Here is a 16,133-nt window from a genome sequence, read left to right as displayed (position 1 = left end):
CCGACACACCATGGCTATCTGGCTCAACAAGGACAGCAAGGTCATCGTCCAGGGCATGACCGGCGCCACGGGCATGAAGCACACCAAGCTCATGCTGGGCGACGGCAGCAACATCGTGGGCGGCGTGAACCCGCGCAAGGCGGGGCAGACCGTGGACTTCGACGGCACCGAGGTACCCGTGTTCGGGACCGTCGCCGAGGCCATCGAGAAGACCGGCGCCAACGTCTCCGTCATCTTCGTGCCGGAGAAGTTCACCAAGGACGCGGTCGACGAGGCGATCGACGCCGAGATCCCGCTCGCCGTCGTGATCACCGAGGGCATCGCCGTGCACGACTCGGCCGCCTTCTGGGCGTACGCAGGAAAGAACGGCAACAAGACCCGCATCATCGGCCCCAACTGCCCCGGCATCATCACCCCGGGCCAGTCCAACGCCGGCATCATCCCGGGCGACATCACCAAGCCGGGCCGTATCGGCCTGGTCTCGAAGTCCGGCACGCTGACGTACCAGATGATGTACGAGCTGCGGGACATCGGCTTCTCGACCGCCGTCGGCATCGGTGGCGACCCGATCATCGGCACCACCCACATCGACGCCCTGGCCGCCTTCCAGGACGACCCCGACACCGACCTGATCGTCATGATCGGTGAGATCGGCGGCGACGCGGAGGAGCGGGCCGCGGCGTTCATCAAGGAGAACGTGACCAAGCCGGTCGTCGGCTACGTCGCGGGCTTCACCGCCCCCGAGGGCAAGACCATGGGCCACGCGGGCGCCATCGTCTCCGGTTCGTCGGGCACCGCCCAGGCGAAGAAGGAGGCCCTGGAGGCCGCGGGCGTGAAGGTCGGCAAGACGCCGACCGAGACGGCGAAGCTGGCGCGCGAGCTCCTCGCCGGCTGATCCGGGAGCAGTGCTCGTCGGCTGATCCCGGAGCGGTGCTCGCCGGGTGATTCCGGGCAGTACGCGGAAGGGCCCGTACCCCCGAGTGGGTGGTGCGGGCCCTTCCGCATGCCCGCCCGCGCGGCGGCGGAAGCTCGTCGGTGTGTCCCGGGTACGCGTCAGCGCGTCTCCGGTACGAGGCGTTCCGGGCCGTGGGACGTCTCCTTGCGCAGCTTCGCGCGCAGTTTCTGCTCCGCTCCCGACAGCGGTCCCAGCACCACCCTCGGCGGCACGCCCCGGACCGCCGTTCCGGCCGGTACCGGTGGCTCGTAGCGGGTCGGGGCGATGTGCAGGGTCAGGGCCGTCGCGCCCGCGATCACCACGGTGAGGGCGAACGCCGCCCGCGTCCGCACCCGTACCCGCTGCTCACCGTCGGTCCGTACATGCGGCGGGCGGCCGGGGTCCAGTCGTTCCGAGGAGGCCAGCCGGGCCAGCCGGTGGGGCAGCTCGGCGGGATCGGACAGCTCCGGCAGGCGTGCCGCGACCGTCTCGCGCGCGAGCATCAGCCGGTGCGCCGTCGCGGGGGTGCTCGCCTCCGTCTCCGCGGCCGTCTCCGGGAGGTCGAGGCCGACACCGTCGTAGAGGAGGAGCGTGCGGCGGTGCCGGGGCGGGAGTTCGAGGAGTACGGCCATGAGGGCACGGTCGGCCGGGGAAGGGGCCGGTGCGGCGGGGGTGCCCGGGGGGAGGGGCGGTTCGGGGAGGCGGTGGCGGCGGCGCATGCGGTGCCAGGGGGAGAGGGCGTAATCGTGCGCGGCCGCGCGTACCCAGCCCGCCGGGTCCCGGTCGCGGGCCACCTCCGGCCAGCGTTCCCAGGCGAGTTGGAAAGCGCGCTCGACGGACTCGCGGGCCAGATCGCGGCGGCCGGTGAGCAGATAGGACTGGCGTACGAGGGCGGGGGCGCAGAAGGCGTAGAGGGCGTCGAACGCCTGAGCGGGTGTCAGGTCGGGCGTGTGCTGACCTTGTGTCACAGGGCACCCCTCCACAGGAAAAAGCACATAAGCGTATTTTGGGCGACACTGCGAAGGTTCGCCTGTTGCGACGGAAAAGAGTGTGCCGTTGGGAGCATGGCGCTCGTGACGCAGACGCCCGCCCGCCGCCCGCCGCTTCCGCGCCCCCGCAGCGAGGGCCGCCGTGACCGACCGCCCGGACTGGCCGCCGGTGTCCTGGGCGGGGTGGTCGCGGCGGGCCTCGGGCTCTGCTGGTCCGCGGTGCTCGTCATGGTGCTCTGGATCACCTCGCCCTACCCCGACAGCGGCCCCGGCGGCGCGCTGCACATCGCCGCGGCGCTGTGGCTCCTCGCGCACGGGGCGGAACTGATCCGCACCGACACGCTCACCGGCACGCCCGCGCCGATGGGGGTGACCCCGCTGCTGCTGCTCGCGCTGCCGGTGTGGCTGGCGTACCGGGCGGCACGGGACGCGGTGGAGGCGACGCAGGAGTCGACGCAGGAGTCGCAAGTGCAGGCCGGTGAGGGTGCCCGGCCGCTTCCCGGCTCCGGACGGAGCGCATGGGGCGGAGTGATGCTCGGCTATCTGACCGTCGGTACGGCGGCGGCGCTCTACGCCTCGGGCGGCACCCTGCGCCCCGCGTGGGCCTGGACGGTGCTGTGCCTGCCGCTGCTCGCGGGGACGGCGGCGGGAGTGGGGGTGTGGACGGCGTACGGCAGACCGCCGGCGCCTGTGCGTGCCGCGCTCGTACCGCTGCTGCCCACGTGGCTGCGGCCTCTGCTGCTGGGCCCGGACGCGGTGGTGCGCCTGGGTACGGCGGTGCGGGCGGCGGCGGCCGGGACGGTGGTACTGGTCGCCGGTGGGGCGCTGCTGTTCGCGGTGTCGCTGCTCTGGCATGCGGGGGCGGCGCACGAGTCGCTTGCGCGGCTGACGGGAGGGGTGTCGGGGCGGTTCGCGGTGGTGGTGCTGTGTGTGGCGCTGCTGCCGAATGCGGCGGTGTGGGGCGCGGCGTATGCCCTGGGGCCGGGCTTCGCGCTGGGCGTCGGCCACTCGGTGGGGCCGGTGATGTCCGCCCCGGCGGTCGTGCTGCCCTCGTTTCCGCTGCTGGCGGCGGTGCCGGGGGCCGGGGGCGGCACTTTGCTGAACTGGGGGGTGGGGGTTGTGCCGGTGGGGGCGGCGGGGGTGGTTGCGTGGGTTGTGGCTTCGGATGCGCGGGGGGTGGCGGTGCGCTGGCCGGTGATCCGGATGGTGGGTACGAGCGCCACGGCGGGTTTGCTGTGCGCGGTCGCAGTGGCCTTCCTGGCCGCGGTTTCGGGTGGCTCCCTCGGCCTTGCGGCCCTCGCCGAGTTTGGGCCGGCGTGGTGGATGACAGGGGCGGCGGCCCTGACCTGGATGACGGCTTTGGGAGTACCAATGGGCCTGGCCCTGATGCTGTGGGATCAGCGGCGGCAAGCTGTGGCCGTGAGTGATGGGTCGGCCCACGAGGTGCCGTGAATCGCGTGGGTGCCCCGGGGTGGGGTGTGGGTTTTTCGCCCCCGCCGCCCCTTCCCGTCCCGTCACGGGGGCTCTGCCCCCGTACCCCCGCTCCTCAAACGCCGGAGGGGCTAGCGGGGCCGTCAGGCGTTGTTGCCCAGTAGGCCCCTCAGTTCCTTCGGGAGGAGGTGGGTGCAGGACTGTTTGGCCTGGTGGGTCAGGGCGTCGCTGGTGCAGGTGTAGTAGTCGCGGTAGACCAACTGGGCCGTGAAGGTGGCGGCCACCAGGGAGAGGGCCAGGGTTGCCGTGACCAGGCCGCTGATCGCGGCCGTCGTCTGGGAGCGGCCGGTGTCCGGGGGCGGCGGGGTGTTCGGGTCGGTGGCTCGGCGGGGCTTGCCGCGCAGGCTGCTGATGCCCCAGTAGAGGGCCAGCGCGCCCAGCAGCAGGGCCATGTACGGCCAGCCGAACAGGATGAAGAAGAACGCCCACATCCCGCCCAGCAGTGAGTAGCGCGCCCGGCGCTGCACCGGGTCCGTGGGGTCCCAGCGCATACCCGGGCCGGACGGTCCGCCCTGGCCCTCGGGGCCGCCCTTCCCGCTCGGGCTGCCCGGGCGTTCGCCGAAACCGCCTCCGGCCGAGCGGCCCGGCTGACGGTCGCTCCACTGGCTGCCCCACGGGGTGTAGCCGCCGCCGTCGGAGCCGCCGTGGGAGTCGGAGGAGTCGTCGTCCTTGCCGTGCCCGCCCTTCGCCGGGCGGCGGGGCTGCCACGGGCGGTCCGGGGTGCCCTCCGGCGGCGGGGCGAAGGGGTTGTCGTCCGCGTCCTTGCGGCCGTCACCGTTCCCGCTGTCGCCGCCCGCGCCGCTGCCCCCGCCCGTGGGCGGTGCGTCCGGCGGTGATGCCGGGCGCTCCCGCAGCAGCGCGCGGCCGCGCAGCGCAGGGCCCCGCCGCCCTCCCAGCGACGGTGTCTGCGGCGGGAGCGGGAGGAGTCGCAGGCTGCGGTCCGGCATCAAAGTGAGCGTCTTCCCCTTGTGGCGACAAAAGTCTGCCGACGAATGTCTGAGCGAGCCGATTGAGCTCTCACTTCGTGAACGCGCCTCGCACGGGCCGCGTTCCCGAACCGGCTCCCTCCCAGACGCTACCTTCCGGCCACGCCCCCGTCAGGCGGGGGCCGTCCTGTGTGCCGGTATCGTTGCTGGCGGCCGTCCGCTTCGTACACTTCCCCGTATCCGGGGGCGCGAAGCATTCGTACGACCATACAAACGCTCTCCCGAGAAAGGGCCCCACCGTGGCCGCCAAGCCCGTGGCCAAGCGCCTCGTCGTGCTGGTCTCCGGATCCGGCACCAACCTCCAGGCGCTCCTCGACGCGATCGCCGAACTCGGCACCGAGGCCTACGGCGCCGAGATCGTGGCCGTGGGCGCCGACCGCGCCGGTATCGAGGGCCTCGCGCGCGCCGAGCGCGCCGGGCTGCCCACCTTCGTGCGGAGAGTGAAGGACTACCCGACCCGGGAGGAGTGGGACGCGGCGCTCACCGACGCCGTCGCCGCCCACCGGCCCGACCTCGTGGTGTCCGCCGGGTTCATGAAGATCGTGGGGAAGGAGTTCCTCGCGCGCTTCGGCGGGCGGTTCGTCAACACCCACCCCGCCCTGCTGCCCAGTTTTCCCGGAGCCCACGGCGTGCGGGACGCACTCGCGTACGGCGCCCGGGTCACCGGTTGCACCGTCCACTTCGTCGACGACGGCGTCGACACCGGCCCGATCATCGCCCAGGGCGTGGTCGAGATCCGGGACGAGGACGACGAGAGCGCTCTGCACGAGCGCATCAAGGAAGTCGAGCGAAGGCTGCTCGTCGAGGTCGTGGGGCGCATCGCCCGTAACGGCTATCGCATCGAGGGACGAAAGGTAGTCATCCAGTGACCGTCACCGCGGAGAGCAACAAGCGGGCCATCCGACGGGCGCTCGTCAGCGTCTACGACAAGACGGGCCTCGAGGACCTCGCGCGCGGACTGCACGCGGCCGGTGTCGAACTCGTCTCCACCGGTTCCACCGCCTCCCGTATCGCCGCCGCCGGAGTTCCCGTCACCAAGGTCGAGGAGCTCACCGGCTTCCCCGAGTGCCTGGACGGCCGCGTCAAGACCCTGCACCCGAAGGTGCACGCCGGGATCCTCGCCGACCTGCGGCTCGACAGCCACCGCCGCCAGCTCGACGAGCTGGGCGTGGCCCCCTTCGACCTGGTCGTCGTGAACCTCTACCCGTTCCGCGAGACCGTCGCCTCCGGCGCCACCGCCGACGAGTGCGTCGAGCAGATCGACATCGGCGGCCCGTCCATGGTGCGCGCCGCCGCCAAGAACCACCCCTCCGTCGCCGTCGTCACCAGCCCCGCCCGCTACGCCGACGTGCTCGCCGCGGTCCAGGACGGCGGTTTCGACCTGGCCACCCGCAAGCGGCTCGCCGCCGAGGCGTTCAAGCACACCGCCGCCTACGACGTCGCCGTGGCCTCCTGGTTCGCCGACGAGTACGCCCCCGTCGACGCTGCGGCCGACAGCGGCTTCGCCGCGGGGACCTTCCCCGACTTCCTCGGCGCCACCTGGGAACGCGCGCACATCCTGCGCTACGGCGAGAACCCGCACCAGCCCGCCGCCCTCTACACCTCCGGCACCGGCGGCCTCGCCGAGGCGGAGCAGCTGCACGGCAAGGAGATGTCGTACAACAACTACACGGACACGGACGCCGCGCTCCGGGCCGCGTACGACCACGACGAGCCGACCGTCGCGATCATCAAGCACGCCAACCCGTGCGGCATCGCGACCGGTTCGGACGTCGCCGAGGCGCACCGTAAGGCGCACGCCTGCGACCCGCTGTCGGCCTACGGCGGCGTCATCGCCGTCAACCGGCCCGTCAGCAAGGAGATGGCCGAGCAGGTCGCCGAGATCTTCACCGAGGTCGTCGTCGCGCCCGGCTACGAGGACGGCGCCCTCGAAGCGCTCACCAAGAAGAAGAACGTCCGTGTGCTGCGGACCCCGCACGGCCCCTCCGCGCCGGTCGAGGTCAGGCCGATCGACGGCGGCGCGCTGCTCCAGGTCGCCGACCGCCTCCAGGCCGACGGCGACGACCCCGCCAACTGGACGCTCGCGACCGGCGAGGCTCTGTCCGGGGCGGAGCTCGCCGAGCTGGCCTTCGCCTGGCGGGCCTGCCGGGCCGTCAAGTCCAACGCCATCCTGCTCGCCAAGGACGGCGCCTCCGTCGGCGTCGGCATGGGCCAGGTCAACCGGGTCGACTCCGCGAAGCTGGCCGTCGAGCGGGCGGGCGCCGAGCGGGCCCAGGGCTCCTACGCGGCGTCCGACGCGTTCTTCCCCTTCCCGGACGGGCTGGAGATCCTGATCGAGGCCGGCGTCAAGGCCGTGGCGCAGCCGGGCGGTTCGGTCCGCGACGAGGCCGTCGTGGAGGCCGCGCGGAAGGCGGGGATCACCATGTATCTGACGGGGACGCGGCACTTCTTCCACTGAGTGTTTCCGGGGAAGCGGACCACGTCCGGTTCTCCGGAACGCGGCAGGTGTTGCCTGAACACACCTGGGCCGTGCCACCCCTATGGGGGGACACGGCCCAGGGAAGAGGCGGCCCAGGGAAGAGGCGGTGCTTACCGGTTCAGTAACGCGGGCGGTTGAACCAGGCGGTGCCCGACGGGACGATCATGGCGGCCGCCATCACGCCGCCGAAGCCTATCCACATCAGTGCCCAGATCAGAGCTACGGAAGAACCGGACTCGGCGGCGCCGAAGAGCATCAGCACGCCGACGAGGGCGCCGAGGATGCCGTAGACCATCGTGGTGATGCGGATGCCCTGGCCGCCGTTGCTGAACTTGACGCCCAGCGTGATGGACAGCGCGGCGAAGCCGAGGAACAGGATCGCGATGACGAGGATGACGCCTGCTCCGGCATGACCGACGTCGGAGAAGCCATTGCTGCCGAAGCTGTCCTCGCCCGCGTTGGACGCGTCGTTGAGCGTCGCCGCGCCGAAGATGGCGAAGATGCCGATGAGGATCTGCACGGCCGACACGATGTAGAGGAAGACACGTGCGGTCATCAACAGGCCTGGCATGGTCTGCGGCATCATCGTGGCGCCGGGGTAGGCGGAGTACGCGGGCGGCTGGGGGTAGCCGTAGCCCTGGGGAGGGATGCCTGGCGGCGGCGGGGTCTGCGGGTAGCCGTAGTTCGGCTGCGCCGGCGGCTGCTGAGGCGGCGGGCCGTAGGGGTTGTTCGGATCGCCGAAGCTCATGGCGCTCTTTCCTCCGTTGTGTCCGAGTGCGGGGACGACGCGCGACATGACGCGGAGGAGATTTCTACATATGCGGTCTTGTCCCCCCGGTACTGCCCGCGACACTGCCCGTTCATCGTTCTTTAGGAGGGTCTTACTTGTCCAGCCGCATTCGCTGTGCGTTGTGCAAGTGCAACATCATTTGATCAAGAGATGGCATGCGGTGGCCGTTCCGGTCGCACACCGATTGGAACCGGGAGCCCCTCATCCGCGAGGATGGGACCATGACCGCCCAGATTCTCGATGGCAAGGCTACCGCCGCCGCGATCAAGACCGACCTTGCCGCCCGGGTCGCGGTGCTGAAGGAGAAGGGCGTCACGCCCGGCCTCGGCACGATCCTCGTCGGGGACGACCCCGGCAGCCAGAAGTACGTGGCCGGCAAACACCGCGACTGCGCCCAGGTCGGCATCGCCTCCATCCAGCGCGAACTGCCCGCGACCGCCACCCAGGAGGAGATCGAGGCGGTCGTGCGCGAGCTGAACGAGGACCCGGCGTGCACCGGTTACATCGTCCAGCTGCCGCTGCCCAGGGGCATCGACGAGAACCGCATCCTCGAACTGATGGACCCCGGCAAGGACGCCGACGGCCTGCACCCGATGAACCTCGGCCGCCTCGTCCTCAACGAACCCGCCCCGCTGCCCTGCACCCCCAACGGCGTCCTCACCCTGCTGCGCCGCTATGGCGTGGAGCTCAAGGGCGCCGAGGTCGTGGTCGTCGGCCGCGGCATCACCATCGGCCGTCCGATGCCGCTGCTGCTGACCCGGCGCAGCGAGAACGCCACGGTGACGCAGTGCCACACCGGCACCCGCGATCTGTCCGCGCATCTCAAACGTGCCGACGTCATCATCGCCGCCGCCGGTTCCGCCCATCTGATCCGCCCCGAGGATGTCAAGCCGGGCGCCGCCGTTCTCGACGTCGGTGTCTCCCGCAGTGCCGAGGGCAAGATCGTGGGCGATGTGCACCCCGGGGTCGCCGAGGTCGCGGCCTGGATCTCCCCGAACCCGGGCGGCGTGGGCCCGATGACCCGCGCCCAGCTGCTCGTCAACGTGGTGGAGGCGGCGGAGCGCGGTGTCGCCTGACGCACAGAACAAGCCACAGAGCACGTCCGCGCCGGCGAAGGCCACTTCCGCGACCAACGGCACCTCTGTGAGCACCAGCGCTTCCGCAGCCAACGCCGCCTCTGCGGCCAAGGCCGCTTCCCCAGCCAACGGCGTATCCGTGGCCAAGGGCGCCTCCGCAGCCAACGGCGCATCCGTGGCCAAGGGCGCATCAGCCGACCCGAGGGGCGCGGGGAACTGCGCGACCAGCCACATCGAACCGGCAGACGAAGACGCACGCACCGAGCCGGAGGCACCCACCCCCGATGCCAACGGCGCCGCCGACACCGCCGAACCCCAAGTGGTAACGCGAAGCCGCCGTTTCCCCCGCCTCACCAGGGACACCGCCCGTCCCGAGGGCGGCGGACGGGCCGCGCCCGGTGACGCACCCGCACCCGCCCGCCAGTGGCCCATCCTCACCGTGCTCGGGATCGCCGCCCTGGGGCTGTTCGTCACCGCGCTCGACCTGACCCGGGCCGGCATCCTCCTGATCGGCGCCGCGCTGCTCGCCGGTGCCGTGCTGCGCTGGGTGCTCCCCGGCGTCGGCATGGTCGCCGTGCGCTCGCGGTTCACGGACATCGTGACCTACGGCGTGCTCGGCGGAGCGATAGTGCTGCTGGCGCTGATGGCCCAGCCGCATCCTTGGCTGGAGATCCCGTTCCTCAAGGACACGCTGCACTTCACGCTCCACTGAGGAATCGGACGATGTGACCGCGTCGATCGCGGTGACGGCGGGCCGTCCCCTCCCCCGGGAAGGACGGCCCGCCGTCGCACCCCACTCTTCTGCACCGCCGTCAGCCTGTTCAACGTCTGTCGGTGCGCTGTGGCACGGAAGTGACCGTTCCGCTACGCATTCGCGGTCTGACCGGCGGGTTCCGAGGCGGCGGGGGTGCGCGACGGCGCGTGGGCATGGCCCGGAAGGCCCCGTGTGTCCCTGCTCCAGGAACTGCGATCCTCGAAGGACGCATCCTTGCGGGTAGCCGCCCCCGGGTACCCGTCAAAAGGGGGCACACGCGCGGGGGAGGCGCGTCGGAAGCGCGGCGGGAAACAGTACGTACCGGGGGAAGAGGGGGGAACGAATGCCTCGTTGGAGGGCCTTGCCGGACGAACTCGATCCGCAGGTCAGGGAGTTCGCGGAGCAACTGCGGCGGCTCGTGGACCGTAGCGGTCTCGGGATCGCGGCGCTGGCCGACCGCACGGGCTACAGCAGGACGTCCTGGGAGCGTTACCTCAACGGCCGGCTCCTCGCACCCAAGGGTGCGGTCGTCGCGCTGGCCGAGGTCACCGGGACCAGTCCCGGCCATCTGACGACCCTGTGGGAACTCGCCGAGCGGGCCTGGAGCCGGTCCGAGCTGCGCCGCGACATGACCATGGAGGCGATACGGATCTCCACGGAGCGCGCCGCGCAGGAGGGAACCGGAACACCGCAGTCCGCGGGGAACCGGGACGACGGCACGAAGCCGGTCAAGGCCGTCAAGACCATCAAGACCGATAAGCCCGCCAAGCCGGTCAAGGCCGTCACGGCAGCCAAGGCCGCGAGGGCGGCCCGTGCCGCCGGCGGTGCGACGGCCCCCGCCGCGCCCGGCGTCGCCGGACCGGCCGGAGTCGCACCGACCCTGCCGCCGCCTGACCCGGCCACCGCGCCCCGAGAAGACGCCACCCCCAATTCATGGGGCCTGGCCGGATACCGAGGACCCTCGCCCGCCGGGGGCCGCGCCGAGGGGAGTACGGCGGGGAGTACGGCGGCCACCGCGGCCGACGTCACGAGGCTCGCCCCGGCGGTCCCGGACGCCGTAGCCCCGAACGGCCCGCACACCGAACCACCGCGGACCCGCACACCGCGGCCGACCGGCATGACCGGCGGAACCGGCGTGGCCGGAGACGCCGGAGCGGCGGGAGGTGCCGGTGGCCTGGGCGGACCGGCGGGCAGGCGGCGGCTGGTGATGTTCCTCGCGGGCATGGTCGCCGTACTGGTCGTGGTCGCGGTGGCGCTCTTCCTCACCCGCGACGACGGAGGGAACGCCGAGGCCGCGCACACCAAGAACAAGCCCTCGGCCACCGCCGCACAGAAGATCCCGCCCGGCGTGAAGTGCGTCGGCTCCGGGTGCACCGGCAAGGACGCGGAGGCCATGGGCTGCGCCAAGGACACCACCACGGTGACCACCGTGAAGAGCGCGACCGTCGGCACGACGCTCGTCGAGGTCCGCTACAGCTCGGTGTGCCGTGCCGCGTGGGGCCGTATCACCTCGGCGGCACAGGGCGAGAAGGTCACCCTGACCGCGGGCACGAAGACGGTGTCGGACTCCATCACCACGCCCGGTGACACCATCGCGTACACCCCGATGGTGGCCGTGAAGAACGGCAGCGGGACAAAGGCCTGCGTGACCCTGGCATCGGGCGAGCAGGGCTGCACGCCCTGAGCTACGACGGTCACCCTGCGTCGCCTCCAGCCGCGGGCAGCCGCCGCGGGCAGCCGCCTCCAGCCGCGGGCAGTCGTGGCCAGTCGTGGGCAGCCGTGGAAAGTTCCCTTCCCGTACCGGCATGAAGCCGGCGACGGCGGGCACGCGCCCGGTATCCCCCACGGGAGTCCGGTGATCCGGTACCCCCCGCCAGGCGGCCGCCCTTCCCCTCTCTCCCGGACGGGCGGCCGCCGAGGTACTGTCGTCACCGTTTCCGCCCGCCTCGCCACGGCAGGACCACGACAGGACACGACAGGACCTTGCGGTTATGTGGGACGGGCCACACGGGCCCGGGCGTCCGGTGGTGAGGGGACGCGCGATAGCCTGGCGGCCGGATCTCTCTTGACGCCAAGATATCGATCATCTGTGCCGTGATCGCTCATCGCGGCGGCACCGGCCACGGGCCGGCACCGGTCGCCAGCCGGTACCGGTCCGGACCGGCGCGGGGGATCCCGTACCCCCGGGGCAGGGACGCCCCACCGCCAGCTGTCATACGGAGAACGCCATGACCCGCACTCCCGTGAACGTCACCGTGACCGGCGCGGCCGGCCAGATCGGTTACGCCCTGCTCTTCCGCATCGCCTCCGGCCAGTTGCTCGGCGCGGACGTGCCGGTCAAGCTGCGTCTGCTGGAGATCACCCCGGCGCTCAAGGCCGCCGAGGGCACCGCCATGGAGCTCGACGACTGCGCGTTCCCGCTCCTCCAGGGCATCGACATCTCGGACGACGCGAACGTCGCCTTCGAAGGCACCAACGTCGCCCTCCTCGTCGGCGCCCGCCCCCGCTCCAAGGGCATGGAGCGCGGTGACCTCCTGGAGGCCAACGGCGGTATCTTCAAGCCGCAGGGCGCGGCCATCAACGCCCACGCCGCGGACGACATCAGGGTCCTCGTCGTCGGCAACCCCGCCAACACCAACGCGCTCATCGCCCAGGCCGCCGCGCCCGACGTACCGGCCGACCGGTTCACGGCGATGACCCGCCTCGACCACAACCGCGCGCTCACCCAGCTCGCCAAGAAGAGCGGCACCACGGTCGCCGACATCAAGCGGCTCACCATCTGGGGCAACCACTCCGCCACCCAGTACCCCGACATCTTCCACGCCACCGTCGCGGGCAAGAACGCCGCCGAGGTCGTGGCCGACGAGAAGTGGCTCGCCGAGGACTTCATCCCGACCGTCGCCAAGCGCGGCGCCGCCATCATCGAGGCCCGCGGCGCCTCCTCGGCCGCCTCCGCCGCCAACGCGGCCATCGACCACGTCCACACCTGGGTCAACGGCACCGCCGAGGGCGACTGGACCTCCATGGGCATCCCGTCCGACGGCTCCTACGGCGTCCCGGAGGGCCTGATCTCCTCCTTCCCGGTCGTCTGCAAGGACGGCACGTACGAGATCGTCCAGGGCCTGGACATCAACGACTTCTCCCGCACCCGTATCGACGCCTCCGTCCAGGAACTCGCCGAGGAGCGCGAGGCGGTACGCGCCCTGGGCCTGATCTGATCGTTTCCGCTCGGTTCGCATCTCGGTTCGTATCGAGTGCTTTCGGGCCGTGTTCCGGTTCTGTCCGGAACACGGCCCGCGCCCGTTTTCACCGGTACCGTCATGAGCGGTACCCACCAAGGGTGAATCGGGGGATTCGCGATGACCGGACGCGACGAGTACGGCGGCGCAGAGGCGGGATCGGCGTCAGGGGGAGGCGGCGGTTCCGGTGGCTACGGCGGCTCCGGCGCCGGTGTGCCTGACTGGGCGTCGGCCGAGACGCAGGCGGCCAACACACCGCCACCCTGGGCCGTGGCGCAGACACAGACCGGCATCCCGGTGCCACCGCCACCACCCGCTTCCACTCCGACGCCCGCTCCGGCGCCCGCTCCCTCGGCCCCTCCCGCCCCGACGCCCGCTCCGGCGCCCGCTCCCTCGGCCCCTCCCGCCCCGACGGGCGAGCCGAGCCCGTACACCCCGCCCGCCTTCCCCACGCAACCGCCCGCGTACACCCTGACCCCCACCACCCCTGAGCCCCCGCAGCCCCCGGCGCTCGCGCGCGGGGTCGGCCGTATCGCCGGGCTGGTCGCCCTCGCCGTCGTGGCCGGAGCGGGTGCCGGGACCGGCGTCTGGTACGCCGCCAGGGGCCACTCCGGCGACACCGCGGGCCCGGCGACGAGCGTCAGCGTCACCGCACCGGCGCCCTCCGGCACGCCCTCCGCGGCAGGCACGACGCCGCCCGTGTCCCCGTCGGACACGTCCCTCGCGACCACCCCGGCGTCGGAGTACGCCTCCGCGTCCGCCGCCCCGGGCTACCGCACCGCCGAGGACCCCGTCGGCTACACCCTGGACGTCCCCCAGGGCTGGAAGCGTCGGCAGGAGCAGGGCGAGAAGGCGCCGGTGGTCTACTACGACTCCCCGTCCGACGGCCGCCAGCTCCAGATCTTCGCGCTCGCCGAGGCCACCCCCGCCGAGTCCCTGGACCTCGCCGAGAACGCCCCCGGCTACGGCTTCGCCCACCAGCCCGGCTACCAGGTCCAGGACCGCACCTCCGGCGACACCTGGGCCGAGGTCTCCTACCGCTACGACGACAAGGACAAGGGCGCCCGCCTAGTCGTCGACCACCGCTTCCAGGCGGCCGACGGCACGCTGTACGCGTTCCGCACGAGCGGCCCCGAGGACCTCGGCCCGGCCCTGGTCCGCGGCCCCCTCACCACGGCGCTGGCCTCCTTCTGCCCGTCCGGCGGCTCCGGGTGCTCCTAGGGCGTGTCTGACAATTCCCGCCGGGCGCGCGACGCCTGGCACGGCACCTCGCCGCGTTGTCGGATCACCCGAGTACGTCCAGTACGCGGGAGATCCTCCGCCTTGCGATGCACCGCACCAGACGCCGCGCGCTGATCCGACGCGAATTGTCAGACACGCCCTAGGCCGGGATCTCCGCTCGGACAAGCGTGTGACAGCATCAGGACGGCGATTTTCACTGTTCCCGTCCCTCAGGTCCCCCCTATGCTGATGTGATGTCAGCTCGCCGGTGAGCGAGTGAAGTTCCACGCATCGGGGGATTCGCGTGAGTACCGGACACCTGCCGGAACAGCCACGTCCGCAGCCGCACCACCAGCCGCACCACCAGCACCAGCCGCAGCCCGCGGACCCGGGGGCGCCCGCGCCCATGCCCATGCCGCCCGTCCCACCGCACGCCAGCGAGGCCACCCGTCTGCTCTGCGCCGGCACCTACCTGGACGCCGGCTACCGCAACCGGGTGATCGAGGAACTCCACCTCAACATGCAGCGCTTCGTGGCGCCGTCGCTCGGCCACGACGCCGCACGGGTCCTGGCGCACGCGCTGCGCGCCCGCCGACAGGAACTCCAGTGGGCGCTGGCCGCGCTGGGACTCTGGCTGGCGGGTGCCGCGCTGACCCGCGGTCTCGCCGTCTTCTTCCTGACACCCAGCCTGTACCTGTGGATCGGGGTATGGATCAGGGGTCGTCGTCTCGAACGGACGCCCCTCTACCGCGTCGTGCTGTCCTTCCTCTTCCGCTGGGCCGGCCGGATCTGGTTCGCCGTCCTGCTGGGCATGACGTTGTTCGTCGCGTTCGGCGGCGGGGACGGCGGCTCGTCCTCCGGTTCGTACGGTTCCTCCAGCCTGTACGGCGACAGCTACTCGTCGAGCTCGTCCAGCGCGGCCGGCGCGGCCAGCGCCGCCGTGGACCCGAGTGCGCTGGGCGATCTGATCAAGCCCTGGCAGGCATGGGCGATGATCGTCGTCTTCGGTCTCATCGCGGGCTGCGAGGTCGCCGGGCGGATCCAGTTCGCGCGCCTCATGGCCGCAGAACTGTCCTCGCAGCGCTTCCCGGACGCCGCCACCGACCCCGCCGAGCAGAACGACGGGCAGCGCTTCCGCTGGCTGGCGCACCGCGTCCGGACCGAGCAGCACGCGCACCTGATCATGTACCACGAGGCCCGGCCCTTCTGCGGGGCGGGCAGCGCCTACGACACCTGGGTCCTGCCGGTCGAACTCCGGCCCGACACGCTCAAGAAGCATCAGCAGCCGATCAGCAACCGCGATGTCCTGGAGCGGATCCGGCCGCTGCTCGAACGGCTCCGGCTGCCCGCCGAGCACGCGGGCCCCGGGGTGCGCGACCGGCTGCGCACGCTGGAGATCGACGAGTGCGTGTTCCTGCCCGCCGAAGGGCTGCCGCGGCGCGACGAAGCGCCGTACCAGCCCGAGCAGTTCGAGTACCACCGGGCGCACGCCGTCGAGGAGGGTGCCGAGAAACGGCGGCACTTCCTGCGGATCCGGGTCGGCGGCTGGGAGGAGGAGCTGGTCGTCACCGTGTTCGTGCGCATCCACACCCAGGGGCGCATGCTCATGCTGGAGATCGCCCCGCACGTCCTGCTGCCGGTGCGCGAGGACTTCAAGAACGCCGACCGTACGGCCCACCGCTTCCGGCACAACAACGCGCTGGGCAAGGCCGCCTGGGCCGTCGTACGGGTGCCCGGCTCACCGGCGCGCTGCATCGTCGTCGTCGGCAGGACCATTGCGTACCTCTGGCGCCAGCTGACCGGCGGCTACACCAATGCGCTGCCCGACGGCCCCGCCCTGTCCGTGCGGGAACTGGGTGCGGCGGAGGTGGGTTCGACGTTCCAGGAGATGGACGTCTCGCGGTATCTGAAGAGCATCCAGGACCGTGTCGCGAACGGAGTGCGGACCGCGCTCGCCGAGTTCGGCTACCAGACAGGCGAGTTCGTCCAGCAGGTCAACAACATCAGCAACGGCGGAGTGCATATCCGCGACATCTCGGGTGGCACGTTCGCCTTCGGCGACAACGCGAAGGTGTCCTCGACGACTTCGGCCGCCCCCTCGAACAGCACCGCGACCACCACCTCCGCCCCCACCGGCAGCAACGGCCTGGAGCCGTAGAGCAGAAGGGAGCCCG

Annotated in this window: 13 protein-coding genes; 10 read left to right on the top strand and 3 right to left on the bottom strand. The window is 71.8% G+C overall.

Annotated features, from left to right (window positions below; all coding sequences use genetic code 11):
• Positions 1-10: 10 nt before the first annotated feature.
• On the top strand, positions 11-895 hold the full coding sequence (sucD, locus tag ACSYGN_RS15720; protein ID WP_460396044.1) for a succinate--CoA ligase subunit alpha: 885 nt from the start codon (positions 11-13) through the stop codon (positions 893-895).
• A 158-nt stretch (positions 896-1,053) separates the two neighbouring features.
• Here the strand turns inward: sucD and ACSYGN_RS15715 are convergent, their stop codons facing one another.
• Positions 1,054-2,238 (bottom strand): RNA polymerase sigma factor, encoded by a 1,185-nt coding sequence (locus ACSYGN_RS15715; protein WP_460396042.1) that lies wholly within the window; start codon positions 2,236-2,238, stop codon positions 1,054-1,056.
• Between ACSYGN_RS15715 and ACSYGN_RS15710 the strand changes: the two genes are divergently transcribed.
• A complete protein-coding gene (locus ACSYGN_RS15710) occupies positions 2,152-3,375 on the top strand; it encodes a cell division protein PerM (RefSeq protein WP_460396040.1) in 1,224 nt (407 codons plus the stop codon). The genes ACSYGN_RS15715 and ACSYGN_RS15710 overlap by 87 nt on opposite strands.
• A gap of 122 nt (positions 3,376-3,497) precedes the next feature.
• Here the strand turns inward: ACSYGN_RS15710 and ACSYGN_RS15705 are convergent, their stop codons facing one another.
• Positions 3,498-4,361 (bottom strand): hypothetical protein, encoded by an 864-nt coding sequence (locus tag ACSYGN_RS15705; RefSeq protein ID WP_460396038.1) that lies wholly within the window; start codon positions 4,359-4,361, stop codon positions 3,498-3,500.
• Positions 4,362-4,639: 278 nt separating this feature from the next.
• On the opposite strand from ACSYGN_RS15705, the gene purN reads away from it, so the two are divergent.
• Together purN and purH are read left to right on the top strand one after the other, a co-directional pair.
• The gene (gene purN / locus ACSYGN_RS15700; RefSeq protein ID WP_460396036.1) at positions 4,640-5,269 is read left to right on the top strand and encodes a phosphoribosylglycinamide formyltransferase; all 630 of its coding nucleotides are present in this window, start codon (positions 4,640-4,642) and stop codon (positions 5,267-5,269) included.
• A complete protein-coding gene (gene purH, locus ACSYGN_RS15695; RefSeq protein ID WP_460396034.1) occupies positions 5,266-6,858 on the top strand; it encodes a bifunctional phosphoribosylaminoimidazolecarboxamide formyltransferase/IMP cyclohydrolase in 1,593 nt (530 codons plus the stop codon). The genes purN and purH overlap by 4 nt, the downstream gene beginning before the upstream one ends.
• Before the next feature lie 139 nt (positions 6,859-6,997).
• On the opposite strand, the gene ACSYGN_RS15690 is transcribed toward purH, so the two are convergent.
• Positions 6,998-7,627: a hypothetical protein gene (locus ACSYGN_RS15690; RefSeq protein ID WP_460396032.1), complete on the bottom strand. Its 630-nt coding sequence runs from the start codon at positions 7,625-7,627 to the stop codon at positions 6,998-7,000.
• Positions 7,628-7,890: 263 nt separating this feature from the next.
• Between ACSYGN_RS15690 and ACSYGN_RS15685 the strand changes: the two genes are divergently transcribed.
• The 6 genes from ACSYGN_RS15685 (at position 7,891) to ACSYGN_RS15660 (ending at position 16,117) form a co-directional block, all read left to right on the top strand.
• Entirely contained in the window at positions 7,891-8,745 is an 855-nt protein-coding gene (locus ACSYGN_RS15685) for a bifunctional methylenetetrahydrofolate dehydrogenase/methenyltetrahydrofolate cyclohydrolase (protein ID WP_460396031.1), read from the top strand.
• A gap of 67 nt (positions 8,746-8,812) precedes the next feature.
• On the top strand, positions 8,813-9,457 hold the full coding sequence (locus tag ACSYGN_RS15680) for a DUF3017 domain-containing protein (RefSeq protein WP_460396029.1): 645 nt from the start codon (positions 8,813-8,815) through the stop codon (positions 9,455-9,457).
• A 385-nt stretch (positions 9,458-9,842) separates the two neighbouring features.
• A complete protein-coding gene (locus tag ACSYGN_RS15675; RefSeq protein ID WP_460396027.1) occupies positions 9,843-11,183 on the top strand; it encodes a helix-turn-helix domain-containing protein in 1,341 nt (446 codons plus the stop codon).
• Between the two features lie 544 nt (positions 11,184-11,727).
• Positions 11,728-12,717: a malate dehydrogenase gene (locus tag ACSYGN_RS15670; RefSeq protein ID WP_460396025.1), complete on the top strand. Its 990-nt coding sequence runs from the start codon at positions 11,728-11,730 to the stop codon at positions 12,715-12,717.
• A 141-nt stretch (positions 12,718-12,858) separates the two neighbouring features.
• Positions 12,859-13,959, top strand: coding sequence for a hypothetical protein (locus ACSYGN_RS15665; protein WP_460396023.1), 1,101 nt, complete (start codon positions 12,859-12,861; stop codon positions 13,957-13,959).
• 304 nt (positions 13,960-14,263) lie between these two features.
• On the top strand, positions 14,264-16,117 hold the full coding sequence (locus ACSYGN_RS15660) for a hypothetical protein (protein WP_460396021.1): 1,854 nt from the start codon (positions 14,264-14,266) through the stop codon (positions 16,115-16,117).
• Positions 16,118-16,133 lie beyond the last annotated feature (16 nt).

The organism is Streptomyces sp. YIM S03343, assembly GCF_054729195.1.
The sequence above is the reverse complement of the archived record's forward strand: the minus strand, read 5'-3'. Positions and strand labels throughout refer to the sequence as shown.